The 23,610-nt window shown below is 66.3% G+C and carries 17 protein-coding genes, 1 tRNA gene and 1 pseudogene; 2 read left to right on the top strand and 17 right to left on the bottom strand.

Annotation, left to right across the window (positions count from 1 at the left end):
* Nucleotides 1–17 precede the first annotated feature (17 nt).
* From BT183_RS04180 to BT183_RS04120, 13 genes and pseudogenes are all read right to left on the bottom strand, one after another.
* Entirely contained in the window at nucleotides 18–875 is an 858-nt protein-coding gene (locus tag BT183_RS04180; RefSeq protein WP_072339296.1) for a phosphatidate cytidylyltransferase, read from the bottom strand.
* Nucleotides 872–1,633, bottom strand: a complete 762-nt coding sequence (gene uppS / locus BT183_RS04175; RefSeq protein WP_072339294.1) for a polyprenyl diphosphate synthase — start codon at nucleotides 1,631–1,633, stop codon at nucleotides 872–874. Before uppS ends, BT183_RS04180 begins: the two co-directional genes overlap by 4 nt.
* Nucleotides 1,634–1,670: 37 nt before the next feature.
* Nucleotides 1,671–2,231 (bottom strand): ribosome recycling factor, encoded by a 561-nt coding sequence (gene frr / locus BT183_RS04170; RefSeq protein ID WP_072339292.1) that lies wholly within the window; start codon nucleotides 2,229–2,231, stop codon nucleotides 1,671–1,673.
* 25 nt (nucleotides 2,232–2,256) lie between these two features.
* A complete protein-coding gene (pyrH, locus tag BT183_RS04165; protein WP_072339291.1) occupies nucleotides 2,257–2,970 on the bottom strand; it encodes a UMP kinase in 714 nt (237 codons plus the stop codon).
* Between the two features lie 131 nt (nucleotides 2,971–3,101).
* Nucleotides 3,102–4,028: a translation elongation factor Ts gene (gene tsf / locus BT183_RS04160; RefSeq protein ID WP_072339290.1), complete on the bottom strand. Its 927-nt coding sequence runs from the start codon at nucleotides 4,026–4,028 to the stop codon at nucleotides 3,102–3,104.
* A gap of 93 nt (nucleotides 4,029–4,121) precedes the next feature.
* Nucleotides 4,122–4,895 (bottom strand): 30S ribosomal protein S2, encoded by a 774-nt coding sequence (gene rpsB, locus BT183_RS04155; protein WP_072339288.1) that lies wholly within the window; start codon nucleotides 4,893–4,895, stop codon nucleotides 4,122–4,124.
* Between the two features lie 196 nt (nucleotides 4,896–5,091).
* Nucleotides 5,092–8,556, bottom strand: a complete 3,465-nt coding sequence (gene dnaE / locus BT183_RS04150) for a DNA polymerase III subunit alpha (RefSeq protein WP_072339286.1) — start codon at nucleotides 8,554–8,556, stop codon at nucleotides 5,092–5,094.
* A 60-nt stretch (nucleotides 8,557–8,616) separates the two neighbouring features.
* Nucleotides 8,617–9,366 (bottom strand): LamB/YcsF family protein, encoded by a 750-nt coding sequence (locus tag BT183_RS04145; RefSeq protein WP_072339284.1) that lies wholly within the window; start codon nucleotides 9,364–9,366, stop codon nucleotides 8,617–8,619.
* Nucleotides 9,366–10,265: a 5-oxoprolinase subunit C family protein gene (locus BT183_RS04140; protein ID WP_084603239.1), complete on the bottom strand. Its 900-nt coding sequence runs from the start codon at nucleotides 10,263–10,265 to the stop codon at nucleotides 9,366–9,368. The genes BT183_RS04145 and BT183_RS04140 overlap by 1 nt, the downstream gene beginning before the upstream one ends.
* Nucleotides 10,262–10,915: a 5-oxoprolinase subunit B family protein gene (locus tag BT183_RS04135; protein ID WP_072339280.1), complete on the bottom strand. Its 654-nt coding sequence runs from the start codon at nucleotides 10,913–10,915 to the stop codon at nucleotides 10,262–10,264. The genes BT183_RS04140 and BT183_RS04135 overlap by 4 nt, the downstream gene beginning before the upstream one ends.
* Before the next feature lie 16 nt (nucleotides 10,916–10,931).
* Nucleotides 10,932–11,021, bottom strand: a tRNA-Ser gene (locus BT183_RS04130).
* A 51-nt stretch (nucleotides 11,022–11,072) separates the two neighbouring features.
* Nucleotides 11,073–12,044, bottom strand: coding sequence for a quinone oxidoreductase family protein (locus tag BT183_RS04125; RefSeq protein ID WP_072339278.1), 972 nt, complete (start codon nucleotides 12,042–12,044; stop codon nucleotides 11,073–11,075).
* A gap of 227 nt (nucleotides 12,045–12,271) precedes the next feature.
* Nucleotides 12,272–12,991 (bottom strand): annotated as a pseudogene (locus tag BT183_RS04120) (TerC family protein); the annotation flags it as partial.
* 163 nt (nucleotides 12,992–13,154) lie between these two features.
* On the opposite strand from BT183_RS04120, the gene BT183_RS04115 reads away from it, so the two are divergent.
* Complete coding sequence (locus tag BT183_RS04115; RefSeq protein ID WP_072341503.1) at nucleotides 13,155–14,324, top strand: FAD-dependent monooxygenase; 1,170 nt, start codon at nucleotides 13,155–13,157, stop codon at nucleotides 14,322–14,324.
* Nucleotides 14,325–14,383: 59 nt separating this feature from the next.
* On the opposite strand, the gene BT183_RS04110 is transcribed toward BT183_RS04115, so the two are convergent.
* The 3 genes from BT183_RS04110 to BT183_RS04100 all read right to left on the bottom strand — a co-directional run bounded on the left by BT183_RS04110 (nucleotide 14,384) and on the right by BT183_RS04100 (nucleotide 18,994).
* Nucleotides 14,384–15,082 carry an invasion associated locus B family protein gene (locus BT183_RS04110; protein WP_072339274.1) on the bottom strand — a complete coding sequence of 233 codons (699 nt, stop codon included), beginning with the start codon at nucleotides 15,080–15,082 and terminating at the stop codon, nucleotides 14,384–14,386.
* A gap of 139 nt (nucleotides 15,083–15,221) precedes the next feature.
* Nucleotides 15,222–18,707: a transcription-repair coupling factor gene (gene mfd / locus BT183_RS04105; RefSeq protein WP_072339272.1), complete on the bottom strand. Its 3,486-nt coding sequence runs from the start codon at nucleotides 18,705–18,707 to the stop codon at nucleotides 15,222–15,224.
* Entirely contained in the window at nucleotides 18,704–18,994 is a 291-nt protein-coding gene (locus BT183_RS04100) for an FAD assembly factor SdhE (protein WP_072339270.1), read from the bottom strand. The genes mfd and BT183_RS04100 overlap by 4 nt, the downstream gene beginning before the upstream one ends.
* Nucleotides 18,995–19,152: 158 nt before the next feature.
* Here BT183_RS04100 and recG point away from each other — a divergent pair, with 158 nt between their 5' ends.
* A complete protein-coding gene (gene recG / locus BT183_RS04095) occupies nucleotides 19,153–21,261 on the top strand; it encodes an ATP-dependent DNA helicase RecG (RefSeq protein WP_072339268.1) in 2,109 nt (702 codons plus the stop codon).
* Between the two features lie 9 nt (nucleotides 21,262–21,270).
* On the opposite strand, the gene BT183_RS04090 is transcribed toward recG, so the two are convergent.
* A complete protein-coding gene (locus BT183_RS04090; protein WP_425290539.1) occupies nucleotides 21,271–23,559 on the bottom strand; it encodes an NADP-dependent malic enzyme in 2,289 nt (762 codons plus the stop codon).
* Nucleotides 23,560–23,610: the final 51 nt, after the last annotated feature.

Genomic DNA, 23,610 nt, shown 5'->3' with positions numbered 1-23,610 from the left:
CGCCGTGCTGCCGCAGCCTACCAGAAGAGCAATCCACGCGCGACCGCATCGGTGCCGGCATGCATCGCGCCGACGATGCAGAGGAAGATCACCCCGAAGGTCAGGCTGTCGAGCCGATCCATCAGCCCGCCATGGCCGGGGATGATGTCGCCGCTGTCCTTGACGCGGAAGCGGCGCTTAAGCGCGCTTTCGGCAAGATCGCCGGACTGCCCCAGAATGCTGAGCACGACCGAGATCAGCATCCCGATCCATAGCGGGGAATCGGTGAACACGATCCAGAGCATGATGCCCGCGGTAACCCCGAGGGCGAGCCCGCCAATGGCACCCGACCACGTCTTGGAGGGGGAAATATCGGGCGCCAGCCGCTCGCCGCCGACCTGCCGACCGGTGAAGAAGGCTCCGGTATCGGTGAGCCAGATGACCGAGCCGAGGAACACCCCGGCGGCGATGCCTTCGCTGCCCGACCCGCGCAGCATCACCAGCGCGACGATGACGAGGCCGAAAAAGACGAGGCCGAAGGCCCGCCAGGGCGCCGCCTGCCCGCCACGGACGAGCGCGGCAAGCGCCGCGAGTGCGGACACCCCGAGCCCTGCCCATGGCCCGAAAGCCGGCTGCACCAGTGCCGAAAGCGCCACGGCCCCGATCAGCACGCCGCCGAACGGGGTTAGCGGCTGCAGGGTGACCATGCGCTCCCATTCGCGATAGGCACCGGCGAAAACGGCGCCGACGACGGCCGCAAAGAAATAGCCGCCGAAATAGAGCGCGAGGCAGGTGAGCGGAACGAGCACGGCGGCCGAGGCGAAACGCGGCCCCAGATCGGCCCATCTCCGGCGGGCAGACTGTTCCTGATCGGCGGAGGGTGGCGTGTCGCTCACCGCTTGAAGGTCCCGACGCCGCCAAAGCGACGATCCCGCGCCGAATAGGCCTCGAGTACGCGCAGGAAGGAATTTTCGTCGAAATCGGGCCAGTTCTCCTCGACGAAGATCAATTCCGCATAGGCGCCCTGCCAGAGCAGGAAATTGGAAACGCGCTGCTCGCCGCTGGTGCGGACGATGACATCGGGGTCGGGGATGCCCGAGGTGTAGAGAGCGCGATTGATGGTGTCTTCGGTGATGGCGGAGGGCGCGAGCCGGCCCGCTGCCACTTCAGCCGCGATCTGCCGGGTGGCCTGAACGATATCGGCCTTGCCGCCATAGTTGAAGGCGACGATGAGGTTGAGCCCGGTATTGTCGGCGGTGCGGCGCTCGACATCGTCGATCAACCGGCACAGGGAGGGATCGAGCCCCTCGCGCAGGCCGATGATGCGCACCTTGACGTTGTTGCTCATCAGCGATTCGAGATCGGTGGCAACGAAACGCCGCAACAGCGCGAAAATGAAGGAGATTTCCTCGTGCGGCCGGCTCCAGTTCTCCGAGGAGAAGCTGAAGACGGTCAGGTGCGCGACGCCATAGCGGATGCAGAGTTCGACGAGCCGGCGGAGGGCCCGGACGCCCGCCACATGCCCCTCGGTGCGCGGCTTGCCCCGCGCCGTCGCCCAGCGTCCGTTGCCGTCCATGATGACCCCCAGATGGCCGGGAATCTTCAGGCCAGAGGTGTGGCCGGAGCGAGGACTTATGGCGGGATCGACGGACATCGGCAGCCCTCCGGGGGGCGCGTGAAAGGATGGCAGGTCAGACCTGCATGATTTCCTGTTCCTTCGCTGCCACCACGGCATCGATTTCGGACACGGCGTCGTCGGTCACCTTCTGGACCTTGTCGCCGAGCCCGCGCGCTTCATCCTGCCCCATAATGCCGTCCTTCTCCAACTTCTTGAGAAGGTCCATGCCGTCGCGGCGAATGTGCCGCACCGCCACACGGGCCTGTTCGGCATAATTATGGGCAACTTTGCTCAATTCACGGCGGCGCTCTTCATTGAGCTCGGGAAGCGGCACGCGAATCACCGCGCCCTCGGTCATGGGGTTGAGGCCCAGGCCGGAATTGCGGATGGCCTTGTCGACGGCGCCGGCCATGCTGCGATCCCATACCTGCACGGACAGCATGCGCGGCTCGGGGACGCTGACGGTGGCGACCTGGTTGAGCGGCATCTTGGAGCCATAGGCATCGACGGTGACCGGCTCGAGCAGGCTGGCACTGGCACGGCCGGTGCGCAGGCCGCCAAGTTCGTCGCGCAGCGAGGCGATCGTCTTGTGCATGCGGGTCTTGAGTTCGTCGACCGAGAAGGACTGGGCCACGGATGTCTCCCTTGTCTGGGGCGCGTTATCCTACGCGCGTGCTTCTTGTACGCCCGGTCAGAACGCCCATGAGGCCATCTGCGTCGCCCAGAGCGTAGACTAGTATGGGCAAGCCGTTGTCCCGGGCAAGGGCAAAGGCTGCCGTATCCATCACCTGCAGGTTGCGGGCGATGACTTCCTCATAGCTCACCGTCTCATAGCGTTCGGCCGCCGGATCGGTACGCGGATCGGCGCTGTAGACGCCATCGACCTTGGTGCCCTTGAGCAGCACGTCGCAGCGCAGCTCGATGGCCTTGAGAGCGGCAGCGGTATCGGTGGTGAAGAACGGGTTTCCCGTGCCTCCGGCACACACGACCACATAACCATCAGCCAGGGCCGCGGTTGCATCGCGGGCCGTGAAGGTATCGGCCACGGTGGGCATGGGCACGGAGGTATAGACCTTGACCGGCACGCCGGCCTGCTCGATGGCATCGCCGAGCGCCAGCGAATTGATCACCGTGCCAAGCATGCCCATGACGTCGCCGGTAACCCGGTCGGCGCCCTTGGCGGCCACGGCCATGCCGCGGAAAATGTTGCCGGCGCCGATGACGATGGCGATCTGCAGGCCCGAGCGCTGCGCGTCGGCGATCTGGCGGGCCATAGCGTGCAGGAATTTCGGCTCGATGCCGAAGGACTGGTCGCCAGCGAGCACCTCGCCGGAAACCTTGAGCAAGATGCGTTTATAGGCGGGGGAGCCCATTCTATGCCTCGTGTAGCCGCTGCCCTGGGCGCAGATGGACCGCACCACGAGCCTTTATGACATAAGGGGCGGGGAAGGCGCAGCCTCCGCCAGGAGGTGACGCGGATCGCTCCGCGTCACGCTGTGTCAACTCAGTTGACGCCGGCCGTCGCAGCGACTTCGGCGGCGAAGTCGGTCTCTTCCTTGGCGATGCCTTCGCCCAGGGCGTAGCGGACAAAGCCGGTGACCTTGATCGGGGCGCCAGCCTCGGCCTCGGCGGCCTTGATGACGTCGGAGACGCGACGCTCGCCGTCGATCACAAAGACCTGCGCGAGGAGCGTGACTTCCTCGTAGTACTTGCGGACGCGGCCTTCGACCATCTTGGCGACGATGTCGTCGGGCTTGCCCGATTCACGGGCCTGCTCGGCGAAGATCGCACGCTCGCGCGCAACGATCTCGGGATCGATGTCCTCGGACGAAACCGAGAGCGGCGCGGTGTTGGCGATGTGCATCGCGATCTGCTTGCCCAGGGGGGCCAGCACATCCTTGTTGCCGGTGGATTGAAGACCCACGACGATCGCCAGCTTGCCCATGCCGGGCTTGACGGCATTGTGGACATAGTTGCCGACGACGCCATCGGTGACCGAGACCACGGCGCTGCGGCGCAGGGTCATGTTCTCGCCGATCGTGGCGATGGCGTTGGTCAGCTCATCGGTGACCGAACGGCCGGTGCCCGGATAGTCGGCAGCACCGAGGGTTTCGACATTGCCGCCGGTGGCGAGCGCCAGCTGGGCGATGTTGCCCACGATATCCTGGAACTGCTGGTTGCGGGCAACGAAGTCGGTCTCGGAATTGACCTCGACGATAGCGCCGCTGGTACCTTCGATGGCAACGGCGACGAGGCCCTCGGCCGCGACGCGACCAGCCTTCTTGGCAGCCTTGGCGAGGCCGCGGGTACGCAGCCAGTCGATGGCGGCTTCCATGTCGCCATTGGTCTCGGCGAGCGCCTTCTTGCAGTCCATCATGCCGACGCCGGTGGAGTCGCGGAGCTCTTTGACCTGCTGGGCCGTGATAGCCATGGTGTCACCTCTCTGGCGGCCCCTTTACGGGCTGCCGCCTCATTCTTTGAACAGCGGAAGCGGGAACCGGGCAATCCCGATTCCCGAGAACAATCAGGCGCTGGCGGGCGCGTCTTCGGCGAGCGCCGGCTCTTCCGGAGCGGTCTCGGCGGCGCCAAGATCGGCACCACGCGAGGTCGAGGAGCGCGCAATGCCGTCGATGCAGGCGCGCGCAACCAGCGAGCAATAAAGCTCGAGAGCGCGGCTGGCGTCGTCATTGCCCGGGATCGGGAAGTCGACGACATCGGGATCGGAGTTCGAATCGATCACCGCAATCACCGGAATGCCGAGGCGACGTGCCTCCTTGATGGCATTGGCTTCCTTGTTGGTGTCGATGACGAACAGCAGGTTGGGCAGGTTGCCCATGTCCTTGATGCCGCCAAGATCACGCTCAAGGCGCTCCTTCTCGCGATCGAGCAGCAGGCGCTCCTTCTTGGTCAGGCCCTGGAAGCCATCCGCCTCCTGCGCCTCGAGCTCGCGCAGACGCGCGATCGAGTGCGAAATGGTCTGCCAGTTGGTCAGCGTGCCACCGAGCCAGCGGGAATTGACGAAATACTGGGCCGACTGGCGGGCAGCCTCGGCAACCACCGGAGCGGCCTGGCGCTTGGTGCCGACCAGCAGCACGCGGCCGCCATCGGCGACGGTGTCGCTGATCTGCTGCAGCGCGCGCTGCAGCAGCGGCACGGTCTGGCCCAGATCGAGAATGTGGATGTCGTTGCGCACGCCGAAGATGAAGCGTTCCATCTTCGGGTTCCAGCGATGCTTCTGGTGGCCGAAATGGACGCCGGCTTCGAGCAGCTGGCGCATGGAGAAATCTGGCAATGCCATTGCGGTCTTCCTTTTCCGGTTGTTCCGCCACGTATGCCTAAGAGCGACGGGAAGTCCCGTCACCGGATGGACCGGCCGATAAACGGCAGGCCCGGCCACGTGTGTGAGATCGCGCCCGACCATCGGACGCGTGGGCGATATAGGTGAGAATTGGCATGCTGACAAGCGCCGCGTTGCCTTGGCGGCACCTGCCGGGTCAGTTGAGGCGCACGTCGGTGACGCCCGGAAGCGCCTTGATGCCGCCGGCCAGTTCGGGGGTGACGCGGTAGCGCTCCTTGAGTTCGATCTCGTATTCGCGCGACCCGCCATCGCGGATGACGATGAAACTGACCACGCCTTCCCCACCCGGCCGCAACTGCGCGCGAATGGGCTGGAGGCAACTGGCATCTCCGGCAAACACCGTGAGGCGCCGCCCGAGCTTTTCGGACGCGGCGGTGATCGATTCGGCGCCGATCAGCCTGAGGCTGACCCCGTCCGGCCGCTCGTCCGCCTCCACGGTCAGGATTACCGAGGCGCCGGGCTGGAGCACGTCGCTCAGGGTGCCGATCTGCTCGGAAAAGACGATGCACTCATAGGTGCCGCTGGGATCGGACAGCGTCAGGATGCTCATCGGCGCGCCCTTGCGGGTGCGGCGATCATTGCGGGCGCCGATAGAGCCGGCGAGCCGCCCTGCCCGCGTGTAGCCTTCCTTGACCGCGCGCTCGAAATCGACCCAGCTCTGCACCCTGAGCTTTTCGAACAGCCCCGCATATTCGTCGAGCGGATGGCCGGAGAGATGAAAGCCGATGGCGGTGTGCTCGCGCTCGAGCCGCTCGGCCGGTGTCCAGGCGGCGACCGCCTGCGGCAGCACGATCGGCTCGGGCTTTTCGGAGGCGAACATGTCCGAAATGCCGTCGGATTTGTTGGCAGAGGTGCGCTGCGCCGTGCCGATGATGGCATCGATGGCCGAAAAAGCCTGCTCGCGGCGGGGTACGAGCCCATCCAGCGCGCCGGCATTGACGAGGGTTTCGAGGGTCCGCCGGTTGATGATGCGCGGATCGACGCGGGTGGCGAAATCGGCGAGATCGCTGAAGGGGCGATCTCCGCGAGCCGCAACGATGTGCTCGGCAACCGCCTGCCCCACGCCCTTGATGGCGCCGATGGCATAATAGATGCGGCCATCGCGCGCGTCGAAGATCGAATCCGAGCGGTTGACGCAGGGCGGCACGATCTCGATGCCGTGCTTGCGGATGTCGCGGCGGAATTCGTTGAGCTTGTCGGTGTTACCCATGTCGAGCGTCATCGAGGCGGCGTAGAAGGCGTGCGGATAATGCGCCTTGAGATAGGCCGTCTGGTAGGAGACCAGCGCATAAGTCGCCGCGTGGCTCTTGTTGAAGCCGTAATTGGCGAACTTGGCCAGGAGGTCGAAGATGGTATCGGCGAGCGCCGGCTTCAGCCCGTAGCGCACGCAGCCTTCGGCGAAGCGCTCGCGCTGGGCATCCATCTCGGCCTTGATCTTCTTGCCCATGGCGCGGCGCAGCAGATCGGCTTCTCCCAGCGAATAGCCCGAAATGAGCTGGGCGATCTGCATCACCTGTTCCTGGTAGACGATGATGCCATAGGTCTCGTCGAGAACGGTCTTGAGCGCATCGTGCGGGTATTCGATCTCTTCGTCGCCGCGCTTTCGGGCGCAGAAGAGCGGGATATTGTCCATCGGGCCCGGCCGGTAGAGCGCCACTATGGCGATGATATCCTCGAAGCGGTCGGGCTTCATGTCGGTCAGGGCGCGCCGCATGCCGGCGCCTTCAACCTGGAAGACGCCTGCCGTATCGCCGGCCGAATAGAGCTTGTAGGTGGGCACATCGTCGATGGGGATGCGCTCGATGGCGAAATCGGGATCGATATCGCGGCGGATGATGTCGACGGCGCGTTTGATGACGGTGAGGGTCTTGAGGCCGAGGAAGTCGAACTTCACGAGGCCGGCCTGCTCCACCAGCTTCATGTTGTACTGGGTGACCGGCATATCCGAGCGCGGGTCGCGGTAAAGCGGCACGAGCTCCTGCAACGGTCGGTCACCGATCACGAGGCCGGCGGCATGGGTGGAGGCGTGGCGGTAGAGACCCTCGAGCTTCTGCCCGATGGCGAGGAGCTCGGCTACCGACTCATCCTCGTCGGCCATCATGCGCAGCTGCGGCACTTCCTTGAGGGCGCGTTCGAGCGTCCACGGATCGGCCGGATTTGCGGGCACCAGCTTGGCGATGCGGTCGACCTGCCCATAGGGCATCTGCAGCACGCGGCCGACGTCGCGCAGCACGGCGCGCGCCTGCAAGGTTCCGAAGGTGATGATCTGGGCGACCTGGGCTTCGCCATATTTCTTCTGGACGTAGCGGATCACCTCCTCCCGGCGATCCTGGCAGAAGTCGATGTCGAAATCCGGCATCGAGACGCGCTCGGGATTGAGGAAGCGCTCGAACAGCAGGTTGTAGCGCAAGGGATCGAGGTCGGTGATGGTGGTAGCGAAGGCCACGAGCGAGCCCGCGCCCGAGCCGCGCCCCGGACCCACGGGGATGCCATGCGCCTTCGACCAGCGGATAAAGTCTGCAACGATCAGGAAATAGCCGGGAAACTTCATCGACTGGATGATGCCCAGCTCGAAGTTCAGGCGGTCCCAATATTCGGCTTCGGTCTTGCCGGGCGCGGTCCCGACTGTGGCCAGACGTTCGCGCAGGCCCTCCTCGGCCATGGCGCGCAAGGCGTCGGCTTCGGCGGCCACCGCATCGGCCTCCGTGAGGTCCGGGGCCGCGGCGAATTTGGGCAGGATGGGATTGCGCTTCTTGGGCCGCCAGGCGATGCGGCGGGCGATCTCGACGGTGTTGTCGAGGGCCTCGGGCAGGTCTGCGAAGGTTTCGCGCATTTCGGCGCGGCTGCGGAAGTGATGCGCGTCCGAAAGCTGGCGGCGCTCGGTCTGGGCGAGCACGGTGCCCCCGGCGATGGCCAGGAGCGCGTCATGGGCCTCGTAATCGTCGCGCGCGGCGTAGAACGGTTCGTTGGTGGCGACGAGCGGCACGCCCCTGGCATAGGCGTAATCGATGAGCCGGGGCTCGTTGATCGTTTCCTGCGGCCGGCCATGGCGCTGGAGTTCGATATAGAAGCGATCGTCAAAGAGCGCGTGCAATCGGTCGAGCCGGGCCAGCGCCGGGCCTTCGAGCCCGCTCGAAAGCAAGGGATCGATGGCACCTTCGGGGCCGCCGGACAGGCAGATGATACCCTGGGCACTGGCACGATCCAGCCAGTCGAGCCGGGCGCAGACATTGCCATGCTCGCCATCGAGATAGGCGCGGCTGACAATGCGCGAGATATTGGCGAAGCCCTCGGCGCCCATCGCCATCAGCACGAGCGCGCTCTTGCCCGAATAGCCCCGATCCGTCCGCTCATTGGCGCGCTCGTCGCGGTCGCCGAAATCGATGGAGAGTTCGACGCCGATCAGGGGCTGGATGCCCTTGCCCGCGGCCTTCTCGGAAAATTCGAGCGCACCGAAGAGGTTGTTGGTATCGGCGATGCCGATGGCGGGCTGCTTGTCGGCCTTGGCCAGATCAAGCAGGCGCGCGATGGGCAGCGCGCCTTCGAGCAGCGAATAGGCCGAATGGATGTGGAGATGGACGAAGCCGGGACCGGTACTCATGGGCGATTCCTTTGGACCCGCATCTTGGCAGGCTGAGGGCGGAAGGCCAAAGGCCGCGCGTCAAGCGTCCACAGGCTCGGCCGCAACCCTGATCCCTTCGGCTTCGAGCGCGGCGCGGATATGGCGGGCGAGTTCGACCGCCCCGGGTGTATCGCCATGCAGGCAGATGGAGCGCGCCTGCGAGGCAAAGACGGTGCCATCGATGGCGACGATCTCGCCATCACGCGCGAGGCGAAGGCAGCGGTCTACAACCGCCTGGCGATCATGGATCACGGCGCCTTCGAGCGTGCGGGGCGCGAGCAGGCCATCGGCGGTATAGGCGCGATCGGCATAGGCTTCGCGGATGACCGGCAGCCCGACGGCATTGGCGGCGCGCACCTGGGCGCTGTTGTCGAGCGCAAGCACGGCCAGCGTGCGATCCATGGCTTCGACGGTGCCGAAGACGGCTACGGCGAGCGCCAGTTCCTCGGCCGTCTGATTGGCGAGGGCGCCATGCAGCTTGACGTAGCGCAGCGGCACATCCTCCTCATGGGCGATACGGCGGATGAGATCGAGCTGGCCGCGGATCTGAGCGAGGAGCGTGCCGAGCGGCAGCACGAGGCGGAAACGGCCGAAGCGCGGCTTGTCGGCATAGCCCGGATGGGCGCCGGCGCGCACGCCCTTGGCCTTGCAGGCGCGCAGGACGTGGCGGATGGTCGCGTCATCGCCGGCATGCCCGCCACAGGCGATGGAGGCGCTGGTGACGATGTCGAGCAGCGCATCATCGTGCCCCATGCCCTCGCCGAGATCGGCATTGAGATCGATCTGCATCACTGAGCGCTCCTTGAAACGGCCTGCGCATGGTCAAGGGTGACCGGCATGAAGCGGACATCCGATCCCGGCCGAAGCTGGGCGAACCGGTCGAGATCAGCCGAAATCACGGTGGCGATACGCGGATAGCCGCCGGTGGTCTGGTGGTCACGCATCAGGACGATCGGCGTGCCGTCGCCAAGGATCTGGATATCACCGGGGACGATGGCATCGGACACGAGCGACAGGATGGTGCTGCCGGCAAAAACGCCCGCCCTATCCTCGAGCCGCACGCCCATGCGATCGAGCCGCGACGAGATGCGCAGGGGCGAGGAGACGAAACGCTGCCGCGTGGTGGGCGAGAAAAGATCGGCGTGAAGGCTCCAGACGACGCGGATGGGTCCCTCGGGCCGTGCCGGGGACGAATGCCGGATAACGGGCAACGCCTCGCCCGAAAAGGCGATGGTGTCGCCCGCCTTGAGGGCCCGGCCATCAAGCCCCCCGATGCGCGCCGTCAGATGCGTGGCGCGGCTGCCGAGGACGGGGTCGATACCGGCTTCGGCGTCAAAACGCAGATAGCCGTAATTGCCCGCTGGCCCGGGCTCGATCTCCAGCAGATCGCCGGCAGCGATCTCGGCCATGCCGGGCCAAGGCAGAGCGTCGGTGTTGTGCCGGACGCGAAATGTTCCACCGGCCCAGGCCACGCTGATCGCCCCATGATCGACAGTGAGAGCGAGGCCCGCACGCGTGAATTCGAGGGCGGTATCACCGGCCTGGCCGAGGAGTGCACTGGCCTCGGCATAAGCCGAGCGGTCCATGGGTCCCGATGCGGAGAGGCCGATGGCGCGGGCCTTGGGCCGGCCCAGATCCTGCACGGTGGTGAGCGGTGCGGCGCGCAGGATGCGGATGAGAGCGCTCATGGCCGCGCCTCGTGGAAACGCACGGCATCGCCGGCTTTGAGGAGGCAATGGGCGGCGTCGGGCGCGAGCATCAGGGTCGGCGTCTCGGTGCGCCCGATGACATGCCAGCCGGTGGGAATCTCGGTTGCGGCAATCGCGGTCTGGCGAGCAGCGAAAAGGATGGAGCCGGCCGGCACGGTCTGGCGCACCTCGCGTCGGCGAGGAATGGCGAGGTTTTCACGATGAAACCCGCAATAGGCAAAGCCGGGCGCAAAGCCGATGGCGAGGACGCGCAGCGTGTCGTTCCGATGGGCGGCGATGAAGGCTTCGGGCGAGAGGCCGAGCGCATCGGCGACTGGCCCGAGGTCCGGCCCGTCAAGGCCGCCATAGCGGACCGGCAGATCGTGGGCGCGCGACGCTGTATCGGCACCATCCGGCCCATTGGCGAGAATACGTATCTCGCCGGCAAGACGGGCAAAGCCGATGTGGTGGGGGTCGTAGGCGATGAACACCGAGACCAGCCCGGGCGTCGCGGCGTCGACACCCTCGATAGCGGCGGCCTCGACCCGGCGCGCCAGCGAGATGGCGCGGCTGTTGGCGCCATCATCGAGCGCGGTGCCGAACCGCACCACCATGCCCCGATCGCCCAGGGGCTGGATCAGCGGCTTCATGGCAGGGCCAGAAGAGTGGCGGGCAGGGAGGGATTCGAACCCCCGGAACGCTTGCGCGCCCGCCGGTTTTCAAGACCGGAGCAATCGACCACTCTGCCACCTGCCCGCATGGCAACGGCTTTATCGCTAGCGGCAGCGCCTGTCCAGACGCTGCCGATCACGGCAGCAGAAGGCTGGAGCCGACCGTGCCGCGCCCTTCGAGCGCCCGATGCGCCGCGGGCGCCTCAGACAGCGCAAACCGCTGGCCGATATGAACGCGCACCTTGCCCGAGCGAATGATGGCCCAAAGGGCATCGGCCGCCGCAAGGGTATCGGCGCGCGTCTGGAAATAGCTCGCCCCGGTCGGCCGGGTGAGGAACAGGCTGCCCTTGCGGGCAAGAATGCCGAGATCGGGCACGGCGACCGGGCCGGTGGAATTGCCGAAGCTCACCATCAGCCCGCGCGGGCGCAGACACTCGAGCGAGCGCTCGAAGGTGTCCTTGCCCACCGAATCATAGACGACATCGACGCCCCTGCCCCCGGTCAGTTCGCGGACGCGGGCGACGAAATCCTCGCTGCGGTAATTGATGACATGGGCGCAGCCATTGTTGCGGGCGAGCGCCACCTTTTCGTCCGATCCGACCGTGCCGATGACGGTGGCTCCGATCGCGGCGGCCCATTGGCAGGCGATGAGGCCCGTGCCGCCGGCGGCGGCGTGGAAGAGGATGGTTTCGCCGGCCCTGAGCGGCCAGGTCAGGTGCAGGAGATAATAGGCGGTGAGGCCCTTGAGCAGCACGGAAGCGGCGGTCTCGTCATCGATGTCGTCGGGGATCGGCACGGCGCGCGAGACCGGCAGCAGCCGCTCCTCGGCATAGGCGCCGGCAACGCCCTGATAGGCCAGCCGATCACCGATGGCGATGCCCTCGACGCCCTCGCCGATGGCCACGACCCTGCCCGCACCCTCGTTACCGGGCACGAAGGGCAGCTTCATCGGATAAAGGCCGCTGCGCTGGTAGGTATCGATGAAGTTGAGGCCGATCGCGGTGTGGCGGATGCGCACCTCACCCGGGCCAGGCTGGCCCGGGTCGTGCTCGGTCCACTCCATGGCGTCGGCGCCGCCATGGGTGCGGACGAGGAAAGCCCCCGTCATTTGGGCTTCCTCGGCGCCGACTTCGGGCGCGACTGGGCGCGGGTGACGGGGGTAATCTTGCGCGGTGCGGCGGGTGCTGCCGAGCCGGCTGTGCGTACGGTCGACGATGCGACGGGTGCCGCAGCGGCGCCCTGCCCGCCAATGGCCGACAACGCTTCGCCGACCGACACCGAGCCGGTATCGCCGGTGAACGGGGTGACGCCGGAGGCTGCCGCTGCCTTCTTGTGCCGACCCTTGCGCCGCTTTGCGAAGATGTTGACGGCCTCGACCAGCACCGAGAAGGCCATGGCCGAGTAGATGTAGCCCTTGGGGATGTAGAAGCCGAGCCCATCGGCCACCAGCGTCACGCCGATCAGCAGCAGGAAAGCGAGCGCCAGCATCTTGGTGGTGGGATGCTCGGCGACGAACCGCGCGATCGGACCCGAGGCGACGAACATCACGGCGACCGCGACGAGCACGGCGGCAACCATGACGGCGACCTGATCGGCCGGGATCATGCCGACGGCGGTGATGATCGAATCGATCGAGAAGACCATGTCGATGATGACGATCTGCAGCAGGATGGCCTGCAGCGTCGCCTGCGCCGCGCCGCCAACGGTGACCTCATGGTCATCCTCGATGGCCGCATGCATCTCATGGGTGGCCTTGTAGATGAGGAAGCCGCCGCCCGCGATGAGGATGATGTCCTTCCACGAGAACTCCACACCGAACTGGGTGAAGACCGGGTCTTTGAGCTGCACGATCCAGCTGATGAGGAACAGCAGCAGGATGCGGAAGACGAGCGCGAGCCCGATGCCGAGCTTGCGGGCGAATTCGGCCTGTTCGCGCGGCAGCCGCGAAACGAGCACCGAGATGAAGACGATATTGTCGATACCGAGGACGATCTCCATGACCGTCAAGGTGGCGAACGCGACCCAGACATTGGGATCACTGAGCAGTTCGAGCATTCGGCGGCTCCGGAGGATTGTATGACCATCCGTTCTATGCGGGCGATCAGCAGCTTGGAAGAGCGCTGTTGATGAAATCCCCCGCCACGCCGCGACCCGATGCGCACTGGCGCCGTTATGGGACGGTTGATAGAGGTCGCACGAGCTCATGGAGGGCAGCACGATGCACGAACGGCGCAGCGAAATCGCGGTGGTTGGCGGCGGGCTCGTGGGGCTGGCCGCCGCGACGGCGCTGGCGCGGCATGGCGTTGAGGTGATGCACCTGGCTCCCACCGCCCCGCCCGACCGGCGCACCTCGGCGCTGATGATGCCTTCGGTTCGCTGGTTGCAGGAGGCCGGTCTCGTGGCCGATCCGGCCGCGATCGGGCATCGGCTCGGGCGCATCCGCATCATCGATATGACCAACCGGCTGATCCGCGCGCCCGAAACGCTGTTTGACAGCGCTGAGGCAGGGCTGCCGGCGTTTGGCTGGAATTTTCCCAATATGAGGCTGGCGGAGGTTTTCGCCGCGGTCTCGGCGACCATCGGGCTCGTGACGGTCGCGACCGGAGCCACGGCCCTCTCGCGGACCAGCAATGGCTGGCGCATCGCGCTCGCCGATGGCGGCAGCGTCGAGACGGCCCTGGTGGTAGGGGCCGATGGCAAGCGCTCGACGGTGCGGGGCGCCGGCCAATTCACTACCCGCGACAGCCGGCTCGGCGAAGCTGCGCTCGTGGCCGATTTGCGACTGGGGCGGCCGCTGGGTGAAACCTCTGTCGAGTTCCACTATCCGCGCGGCCCGTTCACGCTGGTGCCGGCCGGCGAGGACCGCGCCAATCTCGTCTGGATCGACGATCCGGCCGTGCTGGCGAGGGCGCGCGATGGCGGGGAAGAGGCCCTGCTCGCGGCGCTGCGCGAACGCTCCTGCGGGCTGTTCGGCGCGATCAGCCTTGCAAGCCCAAGTGCGATCTTCCCCCTATCCATCCTGTCGGCGAGCCCGGCGGGCATGGAGGGACTGGCGCTCGTGGGCGAGGCCGCCCATGCCTTTCCACCCATCGGGGCACAGGGGCTCAACCTGGGTCTGCGCGATGTGGCCGATCTCGTCGATGCAGTGTTGGCCCGAGACAGGGCGGAGGCCGGCTGGGCCGAAGCGGCAAGCCGGGCCTATGCCGAGCGGCGCGCAACGGACCTCGTGCGCACGAGCACGATGGTGGAAGGGCTCTATCGCTCGCTGGTGGCCGGCATGCTGCCGGCGCAGGCGCTGAGGGCGGGCGGGCTCTGGGCGCTCAAGAGCCTGCCTTTCCTCCGCCGCCAGGCGTTTTCGCTGGGCATGGGCGGCAGCGGCAAGGCCTGAGACCAAAAACAAAGGGCGCCGCGAGGGCGCCCTTTTTCATTCGACCAGCTACGCGAGCCTTACTGGCTGTTGGCGGGCGCGGTGCCGTTGGCGGGGGCGGCACCACTGTCGAGCTGGCGGCGAAGCTGCTCGGCACGATCCTGCAGCATGCGCTCGAGCTGCGCTTCGCCGCTGGTATCCTGGTTGAATTCCTGCAGCGTCATCTGCGCATCGCCATCATAGACGGCGGTGAAGCCAGCCAGGTTGATCTCGATGACCAGATCCTGATTCTGCCGGTTCTTGGCCGTCAGCGTCAGCTTGCCGCCGCGCTTGAGGCTCTGCACATAGGCCTCGTTGATCACGAGCTGCGTGGCGCAGGACTGCGGGTCGCAGAGCATGAAGGGCACGCGGACGGGCTTGCCGCCATCGATCTGCCAGGTGAGGCCGAAGGGCAGCAGCACCCCGAGCGGCACGGCCGCAACCGCCAGCAGGCGGCTCTCCTCATTGGGGTTGTCGCGCAGGAGGAACGAGCCGAGGAACTGGTTGTTCGGCCCGGCAACGACCTGGCGCATCAGGCAGGCCTTCTTGCCGTCCTCGAGCGGATCGCAGACCTTAAGCCAGTTATCGGTCGGCCGACGCTCTGCCGGAGCTGCCGCCGCAGCAGCAGGCGCCGCCGCGGGCGCGGCCGCGCCTCCCTGGTCCTGCGCAAAGACAGAGCCGACGGGCAGAGCGAGTGCGAGAACGGCGAGCGCGGCAGCAATGGTGTTTCTGGGCGTCATCGAGCTTCCTTGGCGTTCTTCCCTCGGGGCGACGCAGCCACCCCTAAATCTGACGCCGTTCAAGGCGCGAATTCGGGCAATAACATGACCGGGCCAAGCTGGCCAAGCCATTCCCGCGCCGGTGTGGCGCGGTTGACGCTCAGGCGGCCTTTCCTTCGGCCAGACGGGCCATTTTGACGAGGATGGCGGCCGTGCCCTTGAGACGCGATTCGGGGGTCGGCCAGCTGCGCACGAACACCAGCTTTTGATCGGGCTTGATGCGCACCTGCATCGCGGGGTCGGAAACCATGCGCACGAGGCCCGACGGATCGGGGAACTCGCCATTGCGCAGCGTGATGACCGCGCCCTTGGGGCCGGCATCGACCTTTTCGACATTGGCGGTGCGGCAGAGCGCCTTGACGAGGATGACCTTGAGCAGCGCCTCGACTTCCTCCGGCAGTGGGCCGAAGCGATCGATGAGTTCGGCGCCCGCCGCATCGATGTCGCGGGCCGTCTTGAGGTCGCCCAGGCGCCGGTAGAGCTGCATGCGCAGTTGCAGGTCGGGCACGTAATGCTCGGGGATCATCACCGGCATGCCGAGCGAAATCTGCGGGCTCCACTCGTTGGTGTCGACATAATCCTCCTCGCCATCCTTGAGGGCCGCGACGGCTTCCTCGAGCATAGACTGGTAGAGCTCGTAGCCGACTTCGCGGATATGGCCGGACTGTTCCTCGCCCAGCAGGTTGCCCGCCCCGCGGATGTCGAGATCGTGGCTGGCCAGCTGGAAGCCGGCGCCGAGGCTTTCAAGCGATTGCAGAACCGTCAGACGGCGCTCGGCGGTGTCGGTGAGCTTCTGGTCGGCGGGGATGGTGAAGAGCGCATAGGCGCGCTGCTTGGCACGGCCGATGCGGCCCCGGATCTGGTAGAGCTGGGCCAGCCCGAACTGGTCGGCGCGATGCACGATCAGCGTGTTGGCATTGGGGATGTCGAGGCCAGATTCGACGATGGTTGTGGAAACCAGCACGTCGAACTTGCCGTCGTAGAAATTGTTCATGATGTCGTCGAGTTCAGACGGCGGCATCTGGCCGTTGGCAACGACGAACGACACTTCAGGCACCTGCGCCCGCAGGAATTCGGCGATGTCGGGCTGGTCCTTGATTCGGGGCACGACATAGAAGGCCTGTCCGCCACGGTATTTCTCGCGCAGGAGCGCCTCGCGAATCGACAGCGGATCGAAGGGCGAGACGAAGGTGCGCACGGCGAGGCGATCGACCGGCGGGGTGGCGAGGAGCGACAGATCGCGTACCCCGGTGAGGGCGAGCTGCAGCGTGCGCGGGATGGGCGTCGCGGTTAGCGTCAGCACATGGACATTGGCCTTGAGCTCCTTGAGGCGCTCCTTGTGGCCGACGCCGAAATGCTGCTCCTCGTCGACGATGAGGAGCCCGAGATCCTTGAACCTGATGGTCTTGCTGAGGAGCGCGTGGGTGCCTACGACGATATCGACCTGCCCCTCGGCCAGCCCTTCCTTGGTGGCCTTGAGCTCGGCAGCGGTGACGAGGCGCGAGGCCTGAGCGACACGCACCGGCAGGCCGGCAAAGCGATCCCGGAAGGTCTTGAAGTGCTGGCGGGCCAGAAGCGTGGTGGGCACGACGACGGCGACCTGCTTGCCGCTGAGCGCGACGGCGAAGGCGGCGCGCAGGCCCACCTCTGTCTTGCCGAAGCCCACATCGCCGCAGACGAGCCGATCCATGACGCGGCCCGAGGTCAGATCGTCGAGAATGGCCGAAATGGCGATGAGCTGGTCTTCCGTCTCGTCATAGGGGAAGCGGGCCGCGAATTCCTCATAGGCGCCGCTCGAGAGATCGACCGGCTCGGCCTTGACCAGCTGCCGGGCTGCCGCGATCTTGATGAGCTGGCCCGCCATCTCGCGGATGCGCTGCTTGAGGCGGCTCTTCTTGGCCTGCCAGGCGACGCCGCCGAGCTTGTCGAGTTCCACGACGGCATCCGAGCCGTAGCGCGAGAGCAGCTCGATGTTCTCGACCGGCAGATAGAGCTTGGTGTTGCCGGCATATTCGATTTCGACGCAATCATGCGGGGCGCCGGAGACCTCGATGGCCTTGAGCCCGATGAAGCGGCCGATGCCGTGATCGACATGCACAACGAGATCGCCGGCGGCGAGGCTCGCCGCCTCGGTCAGCGCATCGCTGGCCTTGCGGCGCTTCTGCGGGCGCAAGAGCCGCTCGCCCAGAATATCCTGTTCGGACAGGACCGTATGCGTGCTGGTTGAGAAACCGGATTCGAGTTCGAGCACCACCAGCGCGGTGGTTTCGGCGCTCGTGGTTTCGGCGTCGCGCCAGTTCTCGGCCATGTGCGGATGCTCGAGGCCGTGGTCGGCGAGCACCTGGGCCATGCGGTCGCGCGAGCCATCGGACCAGCAGGTGATTATGGTGCGGCGCCCTGCCCGACGCTCGCCATCGAGAAAATCGACCACCGACTGGAAGAGGTTGGAATCGGTGCGCTGGCGCTCGGCGGCGAAGTTGTGCGCCAGCCGCCCGCCCGCATCCTCGGTGCCCGCCGCCGCAAAAGGCGTGAACTGAATGAGCGGGGCCGCCCAGGCCAGCGCATAGGGATCGCCTTCCATCTCGTAAAGCTGGTCGGGCGGAACCGGCTTGTAGGGCGCGCCGGTAGTAGCGGTGCCGGGCTTGGCGGTGCGCGCCTGTTCGCGGGCGGCATAATAGTCGCCGATCTGCACGCGACGCTCGGCCAGAGCCTCGCGGGCTTGTTCGTCGAACACCATAGGCGCCTCGCCCGAATAGGCAGCGAGAGGCTCGAGGGTATCGTAAAAGAAGGGCAGCCAGTGCTCGATGCCCGAAAAGCGCTGGCCGGAACTGACAGCCGCATAGAGCGGATCATCGACCGTGTTGCCGCCAAAGGCTGCCGTATAGCGGCTGCGGAAGCGCTTGATCGTGGTTTCGTTGAGCAGCACCTCGCTCATCGGCGCCAGATCGACGCGCTTGAGCTGGCCGGTGGTGCGCTGGGTGCCGGCATCGAAAGTGCGGATCGATTCGAGCTGCTTGCCGAAGAAATCGAAGCGCAGCGGCACTTCTGAACTTGCCGGGTAGAGATCGACGAGGCCGCCGCGCACGGCGAACTCGCCGGCCTCGCGCACCGTGGGCACGCGCAGATAGCCGTTGTTGGTGGCCCAGGCGATGAGCTTTTCGCTATCGACCACCTGCCCCGAGCGCGCCGAGAACGACATGCCCGCAACCACGTCGCGCGGGGGCAGCTTCTGCACCAGCGCATTGGTGGCGGTGAGGACGATCAGCCCCTTGGTCGAGGGCGACGTGAGCGCTGCCAGTGCCGACATGCGTGCGGCGATGGTGACGCCATTGGGCGAGACGCGATCATAGGGCAGGCAATCCCAGGCCGGCAGGGTCGCGATGGGGTGTCCCGGCAGCAGTTGCCCGAGAATCTCAGCCATGCGCTGCATGCGTCGCCCGTCGCGGGCCACGAAGACCAGTGCGACGCGGGCATCGGGCTCGGATTTGAGGCGCTGTTCGACGAGGCGCGCCAGGATGATCGGCTGCATGCCATCGGGCACGTTGCCGATGGTGCGGCGGTCACCGGGGTGGAAGGGTGCATTCATGTCCGGTGCCTTTCGCGGCAATGGGCGGCGAGATCGGCAATGAGCTGCGGATCGAGATCGGCAGGGGCCGGCTCCTGCCCCAGGATCCAGGCCAGCAGATCGGCATCGAGTTCGTCCATCAGCACTTCGAGCCGGTCCAGCGCCGGCTCTTCCATCGTCCCGATATGCTCGTCGACATAGGGCCCGAGGATCAGGTCCATCTCGCGCATGCCGCGATGCCAGGCGCGATAGCGCAGGCGCCGACGGCGCGTGGAAATGTCTTCACCGGCGACTTTGGAAAGGGCCATGGGCGGGGCGTCTCTTCGATGTGGAGCCGTTGTTTACGCCGCGAAGCCCGGCTTGTCAGCAACGACGTGGCCGACCACCGGTTGCAGCGGCCGTCGCGATAGCTGTTGAACGCAAGCGGGCGTGCTGCGGATCGCATCGGCATCGCCTATAAGAGGGCATGTCGCGCCCGCCCGTTCTCGATCCGCTGTTTCGCTCGCTCAGCTCCATCAAGGGCGTCGGGCCACAGCTCTCCGCCCTGCTCGCGCGATTTTTCGGCGCGCCCGAGGGTCAGGAGGCGGTGGTTCTCGACCTGCTGCTCCATATGCCGTCGGGCATCGTCGATCGCCGTCGGATGGATGGGGCGGCCAACACCTATGTGGGGCATATCGCGACGCTGCGCCTGCATGTCGATCGCCACCAGCCGCCGCCGCGCGGCAAGCCGCATGTGCCGCATCGGGTCTTCACCCATGATGAGACGGGCGAGGTGCAGCTGGTGTTCTTCCGCGCACAGGGCGGCTGGGTGGAACGCGCCCTGCCGGTTGGCGAAGAGCGGTTCGTTTCGGGCACGATCGGGTTTTTCAATGGCGAAAAGCAGATCACCCATCCCGACTACATCGTGCCGGTTGAGGATTTCGAGAAGCTGCCGCTGGTCGAGCCGGTTTATCCGCTGACCCATGGGCTGGCAGCGAAGGCGCTGACCAAGCTCGTGGGTCAGGCGCTCGGATCCGTGCCCCAGTTGCCCGAATGGATACCGCCCGAGCGCTTTGCCGGCGGCAACTGGCCGGGCTTCCGCGAGGCCATCGGCATGGTGCATCGGCCCGAGAGCCCGTCGCAGGGCGATCTCGGCGGACCGGCGCGCATGCGGCTCGCCTATGACGAATATTTCGCCGGGCAGCTGGCGCTGATGATGGTGCGATCGGAGGTGGTGACGGCGCGCGGCGTATCGCGGATGCTGACCGGCGAGATCACGACACGGGTCGAAGCCGCCCTGCCCTTTTCGCTGACCGACGGCCAGAGGCAGGCGATCGCCGAAATCCGTGCGGATCTCGTGCATCCCGATCGCATGTCGCGGCTGCTGCAGGGCGATGTGGGTTCGGGCAAGACGGTCGTGGCGCTGATGACCATGGCGGCCATGGCCGAAAGCGGCGCACAATCGGCGCTGATGGCGCCGACAGAACTTCTCGCCGCGCAGCATTATCGGACGCTGAAGCCGCTTTGCGACGCGGTCGGACTCGGCATCGAGCTCTTGACCGGCAAGATGGCGGCGGGCGAACGGCGCGCTGCACTCGCCGGCATCGCATCGGGCGAGACCAGCATCGTGGTGGGCACCCACGCGCTCTTCCAGTCGGGCGTCGCCTTCGCCAATCTGGGGTTGACGGTGGTGGACGAGCAGCATCGCTTCGGCGTGCACCAGCGGCTCGCTCTCTCCGAAAAAGGCCGCGACACCGATCTTCTGGTGATGACAGCGACGCCCATTCCGCGCACGCTGGTGCTGACGCATTTCGGCGACATGGCGGTCAGCGTGCTGCGCCAGAAGCCGGCCGGGCGGCAGCCTATCGACACGGCCGTGCTGTCGATCTCGGACTATGACCGCATCGTTGCGCGGCTCAAGGCTCGGATCGAAGCGGGCGCGCAAGCATATTGGGTGACCCCGCTGGTGGAAGAGAGCGAAGTGCTCGATATCGTTTCCGCCGAGGATCGGTACGCGGAGCTGCAAAAAGTGTTCGGGGAGCGGGTGTCCCTCGTGCACGGGCGGATGAGCGCCGCCGCCAAGCAGAAGGCGATGCATGATTTTTCGGCCGGGCGGACGAGCCTGCTCGTTGCCACCACGGTGATCGAGGTGGGTGTCGACGTGCCCAATGCCACGATCATGATCATCGAGCATGCCGAGCGCTTCGGGCTCGCGCAACTGCATCAGCTGCGCGGCCGCGTCGGGCGCGGATCGGGCCGCTCGGCCTGCCTTCTGCTCTACAAGGGCGGGCTGAGCCCGACCGCCGAAGCGCGGCTCGAAACCATCAGGAAGAGCGAGGACGGTTTCGAGATCGCCGAGAAGGACCTGGAACTGCGCGGCCAGGGCGACCTTCTGGGCACGCGCCAATCGGGGATGCCCGGCTATCGGCTGGCGGTGCCCGACGTGCACCGGCACCTGCTGCAACTGGCCCATGACGACGCGGCGGCCGCCCTTGCCCGCAATCCGGGGCTGGTGGGGCCCGAGGGCGAGGCGCTGCGCGTGCTCATCCACCTCTTCCGCAAGGACATGGCCATCCCGCTGATCCGTGCGGGCTAGCCATGCTTCTCAGACCCCGGTGACGGCCTCGCTGGCGGTGATGGCAGCCATGTTGACGATGCCGCGGCTCGTGACCGATGGCGCAAGGATATGGGCCGGCGCGCCCGGACCCATCAGGATGGGGCCGACCGAAAGGGCGTTTGTCATTTCCTTGAGCAGCGTCATCGACAGGTTGGCGGAATCGAGATTGGGGAAAAGCAGCAGGTTCGCTTCGCCCGAAAGGATCGAGTCCGGGATGTAGCGCTCGCGCAGCCCTTCGTTGAGCGCCAGATCGCCCTGCATCTCGCCCTCGACGATCATGTCGGGCGCAGCGGCCTTCAGGAGCCGATAGGCCTCGCGCATCTTGTAGGCCGTTTCGCCATCGCGCGAACCGAAGTTCGAATAGGACAGCAGCGCCGCCTTGGCTTCGATGTTGAAGCGCTTGAGATGGCTGCGGGCGGCCAGGGCGATGCCGACGATTTCTTCCGGCGTCGGGTCCATGTGCACATAGGTGTCGGCGAGGAAGAACACCCCGCGCGGCATGATCAGCATGGAGAGCGCCGAAACGTCGCGCACGCTTTCCTGCAGGCCGAGCACCGAGCGGATATCGCGCACATGCTTGATGTACTGGCCCTGCAGGCCGCAGATCAGCCCATCGGCCTCGCCGCGCTTGACCGCCAGCGCACCGATCACGGTGGTGTTGGTGCGCACAATGGTGCGGGCGGTGTCGGGCGTGACGCCCTTGCGACCGACCAGCGAGTGGAACAGCGAAACATAGTCGCGATAGCGCGGATCATCCTCGGGATTGATGATCTCGATGTCGGAATCGAGCCTGAGATTGAGGCCGAACCGCTCGATGCGCGCCTCGATGACCGCCGGGCGGCCGATGAGGATCGGCCGGGCGATGCGCTCTTCGAGCAGCACCTGGGCGGCGCGCAGCACGCGCTCGTCCTCGCCATCGGCGAAGGCGATGCGCTTGCCCTGCCCCTGGGCACGATCGATGATCGGCTTCATCACGAGGCCGGAGCGGAACACGAAGCGGTTGAGGCTGTCCTGATAGGCCTCCCAATCCTCGATCGGCCGCTTGGCGACGCCCGATTCCATCGCGGCCCGTGCCACGGCCGGGGCGATGCGCAGGATCAGCCGCTGGTCGAAGGGATTGGGGATGATGTGGTCGGGTCCATAGACCGCCGGGGCGCCCGAGGGTGAGACTTCGAGGCCCGGCTCATGGGCGAGCTTGGCGATGGCCCGCACGGCAGCGAGCTTCATTTCCTCATTGATCGTGGTGGCCTGAACGTCGAGCGCGCCACGGAAGATGAAGGGGAAGCAGAGGACGTTGTTGACCTGGTTGGGGAAGTCCGAGCGCCCGGTGCAGACCATGGCGTCGGGACGGAGCTCGCGCGCCTCCTCGGGCATGATCTCGGGCACGGGATTGGCGAGCGCGAGGATCAGCGGCTTGGGCCCCATGCGCTTGACCATCTCGGGCTTGAGCGCCCCGGCGGCCGAAAGCCCGAGGAACACGTCGGCGCCGTCGATGACCTCGGCCAGCGTCGTAGCCTCGCTGACGCGCCTGAACTGGCCGCGCCACTTGTCATTGACGTCGTTGCGCCGGTGGGTCACGAGGCCGTCCTTGTCGGCGACCCAGATGTTTTCGTGGCGGGCGCCGAGCCCGACCAGAACGTTGAGGCAGGCGATGGCGGCGGCACCTGCACCCGAGGTGCAGATCTTGACGTCCTCGATGCGCTTGCCGGCCAGTTCGAGCCCGTTGAGCACCGCAGCGCCGACGATGATGGCGGTGCCGTGCTGGTCGTCGTGAAAGACCGGGATCGGCATGCGCTCGCGCAGCGCTTCCTCGATCTCGAAGCAGTCGGGGGCGCGGATATCCTCGAGGTTGATGCCGCCGAACGTCGGCCACAAGGGCGCGACGGCCTCGATGAAGCGCTTGGGGTCGATCTCGTCGATCTCGAGGTCGAAGACGTCGATGCCGGCGAATTTCTTGAAGAGGACGGCCTTGCCCTCCATCACCGGCTTGGACGCCAGCGCGCCGATATTGCCAAGGCCGAGCACGGCCGTGCCGTTGGAGATAACGGCGACGAGGTTGCCGCGCGAGGTGTAGCGGAAGGCCGCTTCGCCGTCGCTGGCGATCTCCTCGCAGGGGGCAGCAACGCCGGGCGAATAGGCGAGTGCCAGATCGCGCTGGTTGCCAAGCGGCTTTGTCGGCTGGATCTCGAGCTTGCCCGGCTTGGGGAATTCATGGAAATGCAGCGCGGCTTCGCGCAGCGCTCGCTTCTGCTCGGTCGGATCGGCGGACATGGGCATCCCTCGTTTGGCCGGGTGTTCCTGCCACTAATCGGATGCGAAGAAAAGACC

It is taken from the genome of Devosia enhydra, from assembly GCF_900119845.1.
Taxonomy (GTDB): domain Bacteria; phylum Pseudomonadota; class Alphaproteobacteria; order Rhizobiales; family Devosiaceae; genus FPKU01.
The sequence above is the reverse complement of the archived record's forward strand: the minus strand, read 5'-3'. Positions and strand labels throughout refer to the sequence as shown.

Excerpts from the sequence above, each read along its gene's own strand:
- uppS (WP_072339294.1), bottom strand. The coding sequence starts at position 1,633 with ATGTCCGTCGATCCCGCCATAAGTCCTCGCTCCGGCCACACCTCTGGC.
- pyrH (WP_072339291.1), bottom strand. The coding sequence starts at position 2,970 with ATGGGCTCCCCCGCCTATAAACGCATCTTGCTCAAGGTTTCCGGCGAG.
- tsf (WP_072339290.1), bottom strand. The coding sequence starts at position 4,028 with ATGGCTATCACGGCCCAGCAGGTCAAAGAGCTCCGCGACTCCACCGGC.
- rpsB (WP_072339288.1), bottom strand. The coding sequence starts at position 4,895 with ATGGCATTGCCAGATTTCTCCATGCGCCAGCTGCTCGAAGCCGGCGTC.
- dnaE (WP_072339286.1), bottom strand. The coding sequence starts at position 8,556 with ATGAGTACCGGTCCCGGCTTCGTCCATCTCCACATCCATTCGGCCTAT.
- BT183_RS04145 (WP_072339284.1), bottom strand. The coding sequence starts at position 9,366 with ATGCAGATCGATCTCAATGCCGATCTCGGCGAGGGCATGGGGCACGAT.
- BT183_RS04140 (WP_084603239.1), bottom strand. The coding sequence starts at position 10,265 with ATGAGCGCTCTCATCCGCATCCTGCGCGCCGCACCGCTCACCACCGTG.
- BT183_RS04135 (WP_072339280.1), bottom strand. The coding sequence starts at position 10,915 with ATGAAGCCGCTGATCCAGCCCCTGGGCGATCGGGGCATGGTGGTGCGG.
- BT183_RS04125 (WP_072339278.1), bottom strand. The coding sequence starts at position 12,044 with ATGACGGGGGCTTTCCTCGTCCGCACCCATGGCGGCGCCGACGCCATG.
- BT183_RS04115 (WP_072341503.1), top strand. The coding sequence starts at position 13,155 with ATGCACGAACGGCGCAGCGAAATCGCGGTGGTTGGCGGCGGGCTCGTG.
- BT183_RS04110 (WP_072339274.1), bottom strand. The coding sequence starts at position 15,082 with ATGACGCCCAGAAACACCATTGCTGCCGCGCTCGCCGTTCTCGCACTC.
- mfd (WP_072339272.1), bottom strand. The coding sequence starts at position 18,707 with ATGAATGCACCCTTCCACCCCGGTGACCGCCGCACCATCGGCAACGTG.
- BT183_RS04100 (WP_072339270.1), bottom strand. The coding sequence starts at position 18,994 with ATGGCCCTTTCCAAAGTCGCCGGTGAAGACATTTCCACGCGCCGTCGG.
- recG (WP_072339268.1), top strand. The coding sequence starts at position 19,153 with ATGTCGCGCCCGCCCGTTCTCGATCCGCTGTTTCGCTCGCTCAGCTCC.
- BT183_RS04090 (WP_425290539.1), bottom strand. The coding sequence starts at position 23,559 with ATGCCCATGTCCGCCGATCCGACCGAGCAGAAGCGAGCGCTGCGCGAA.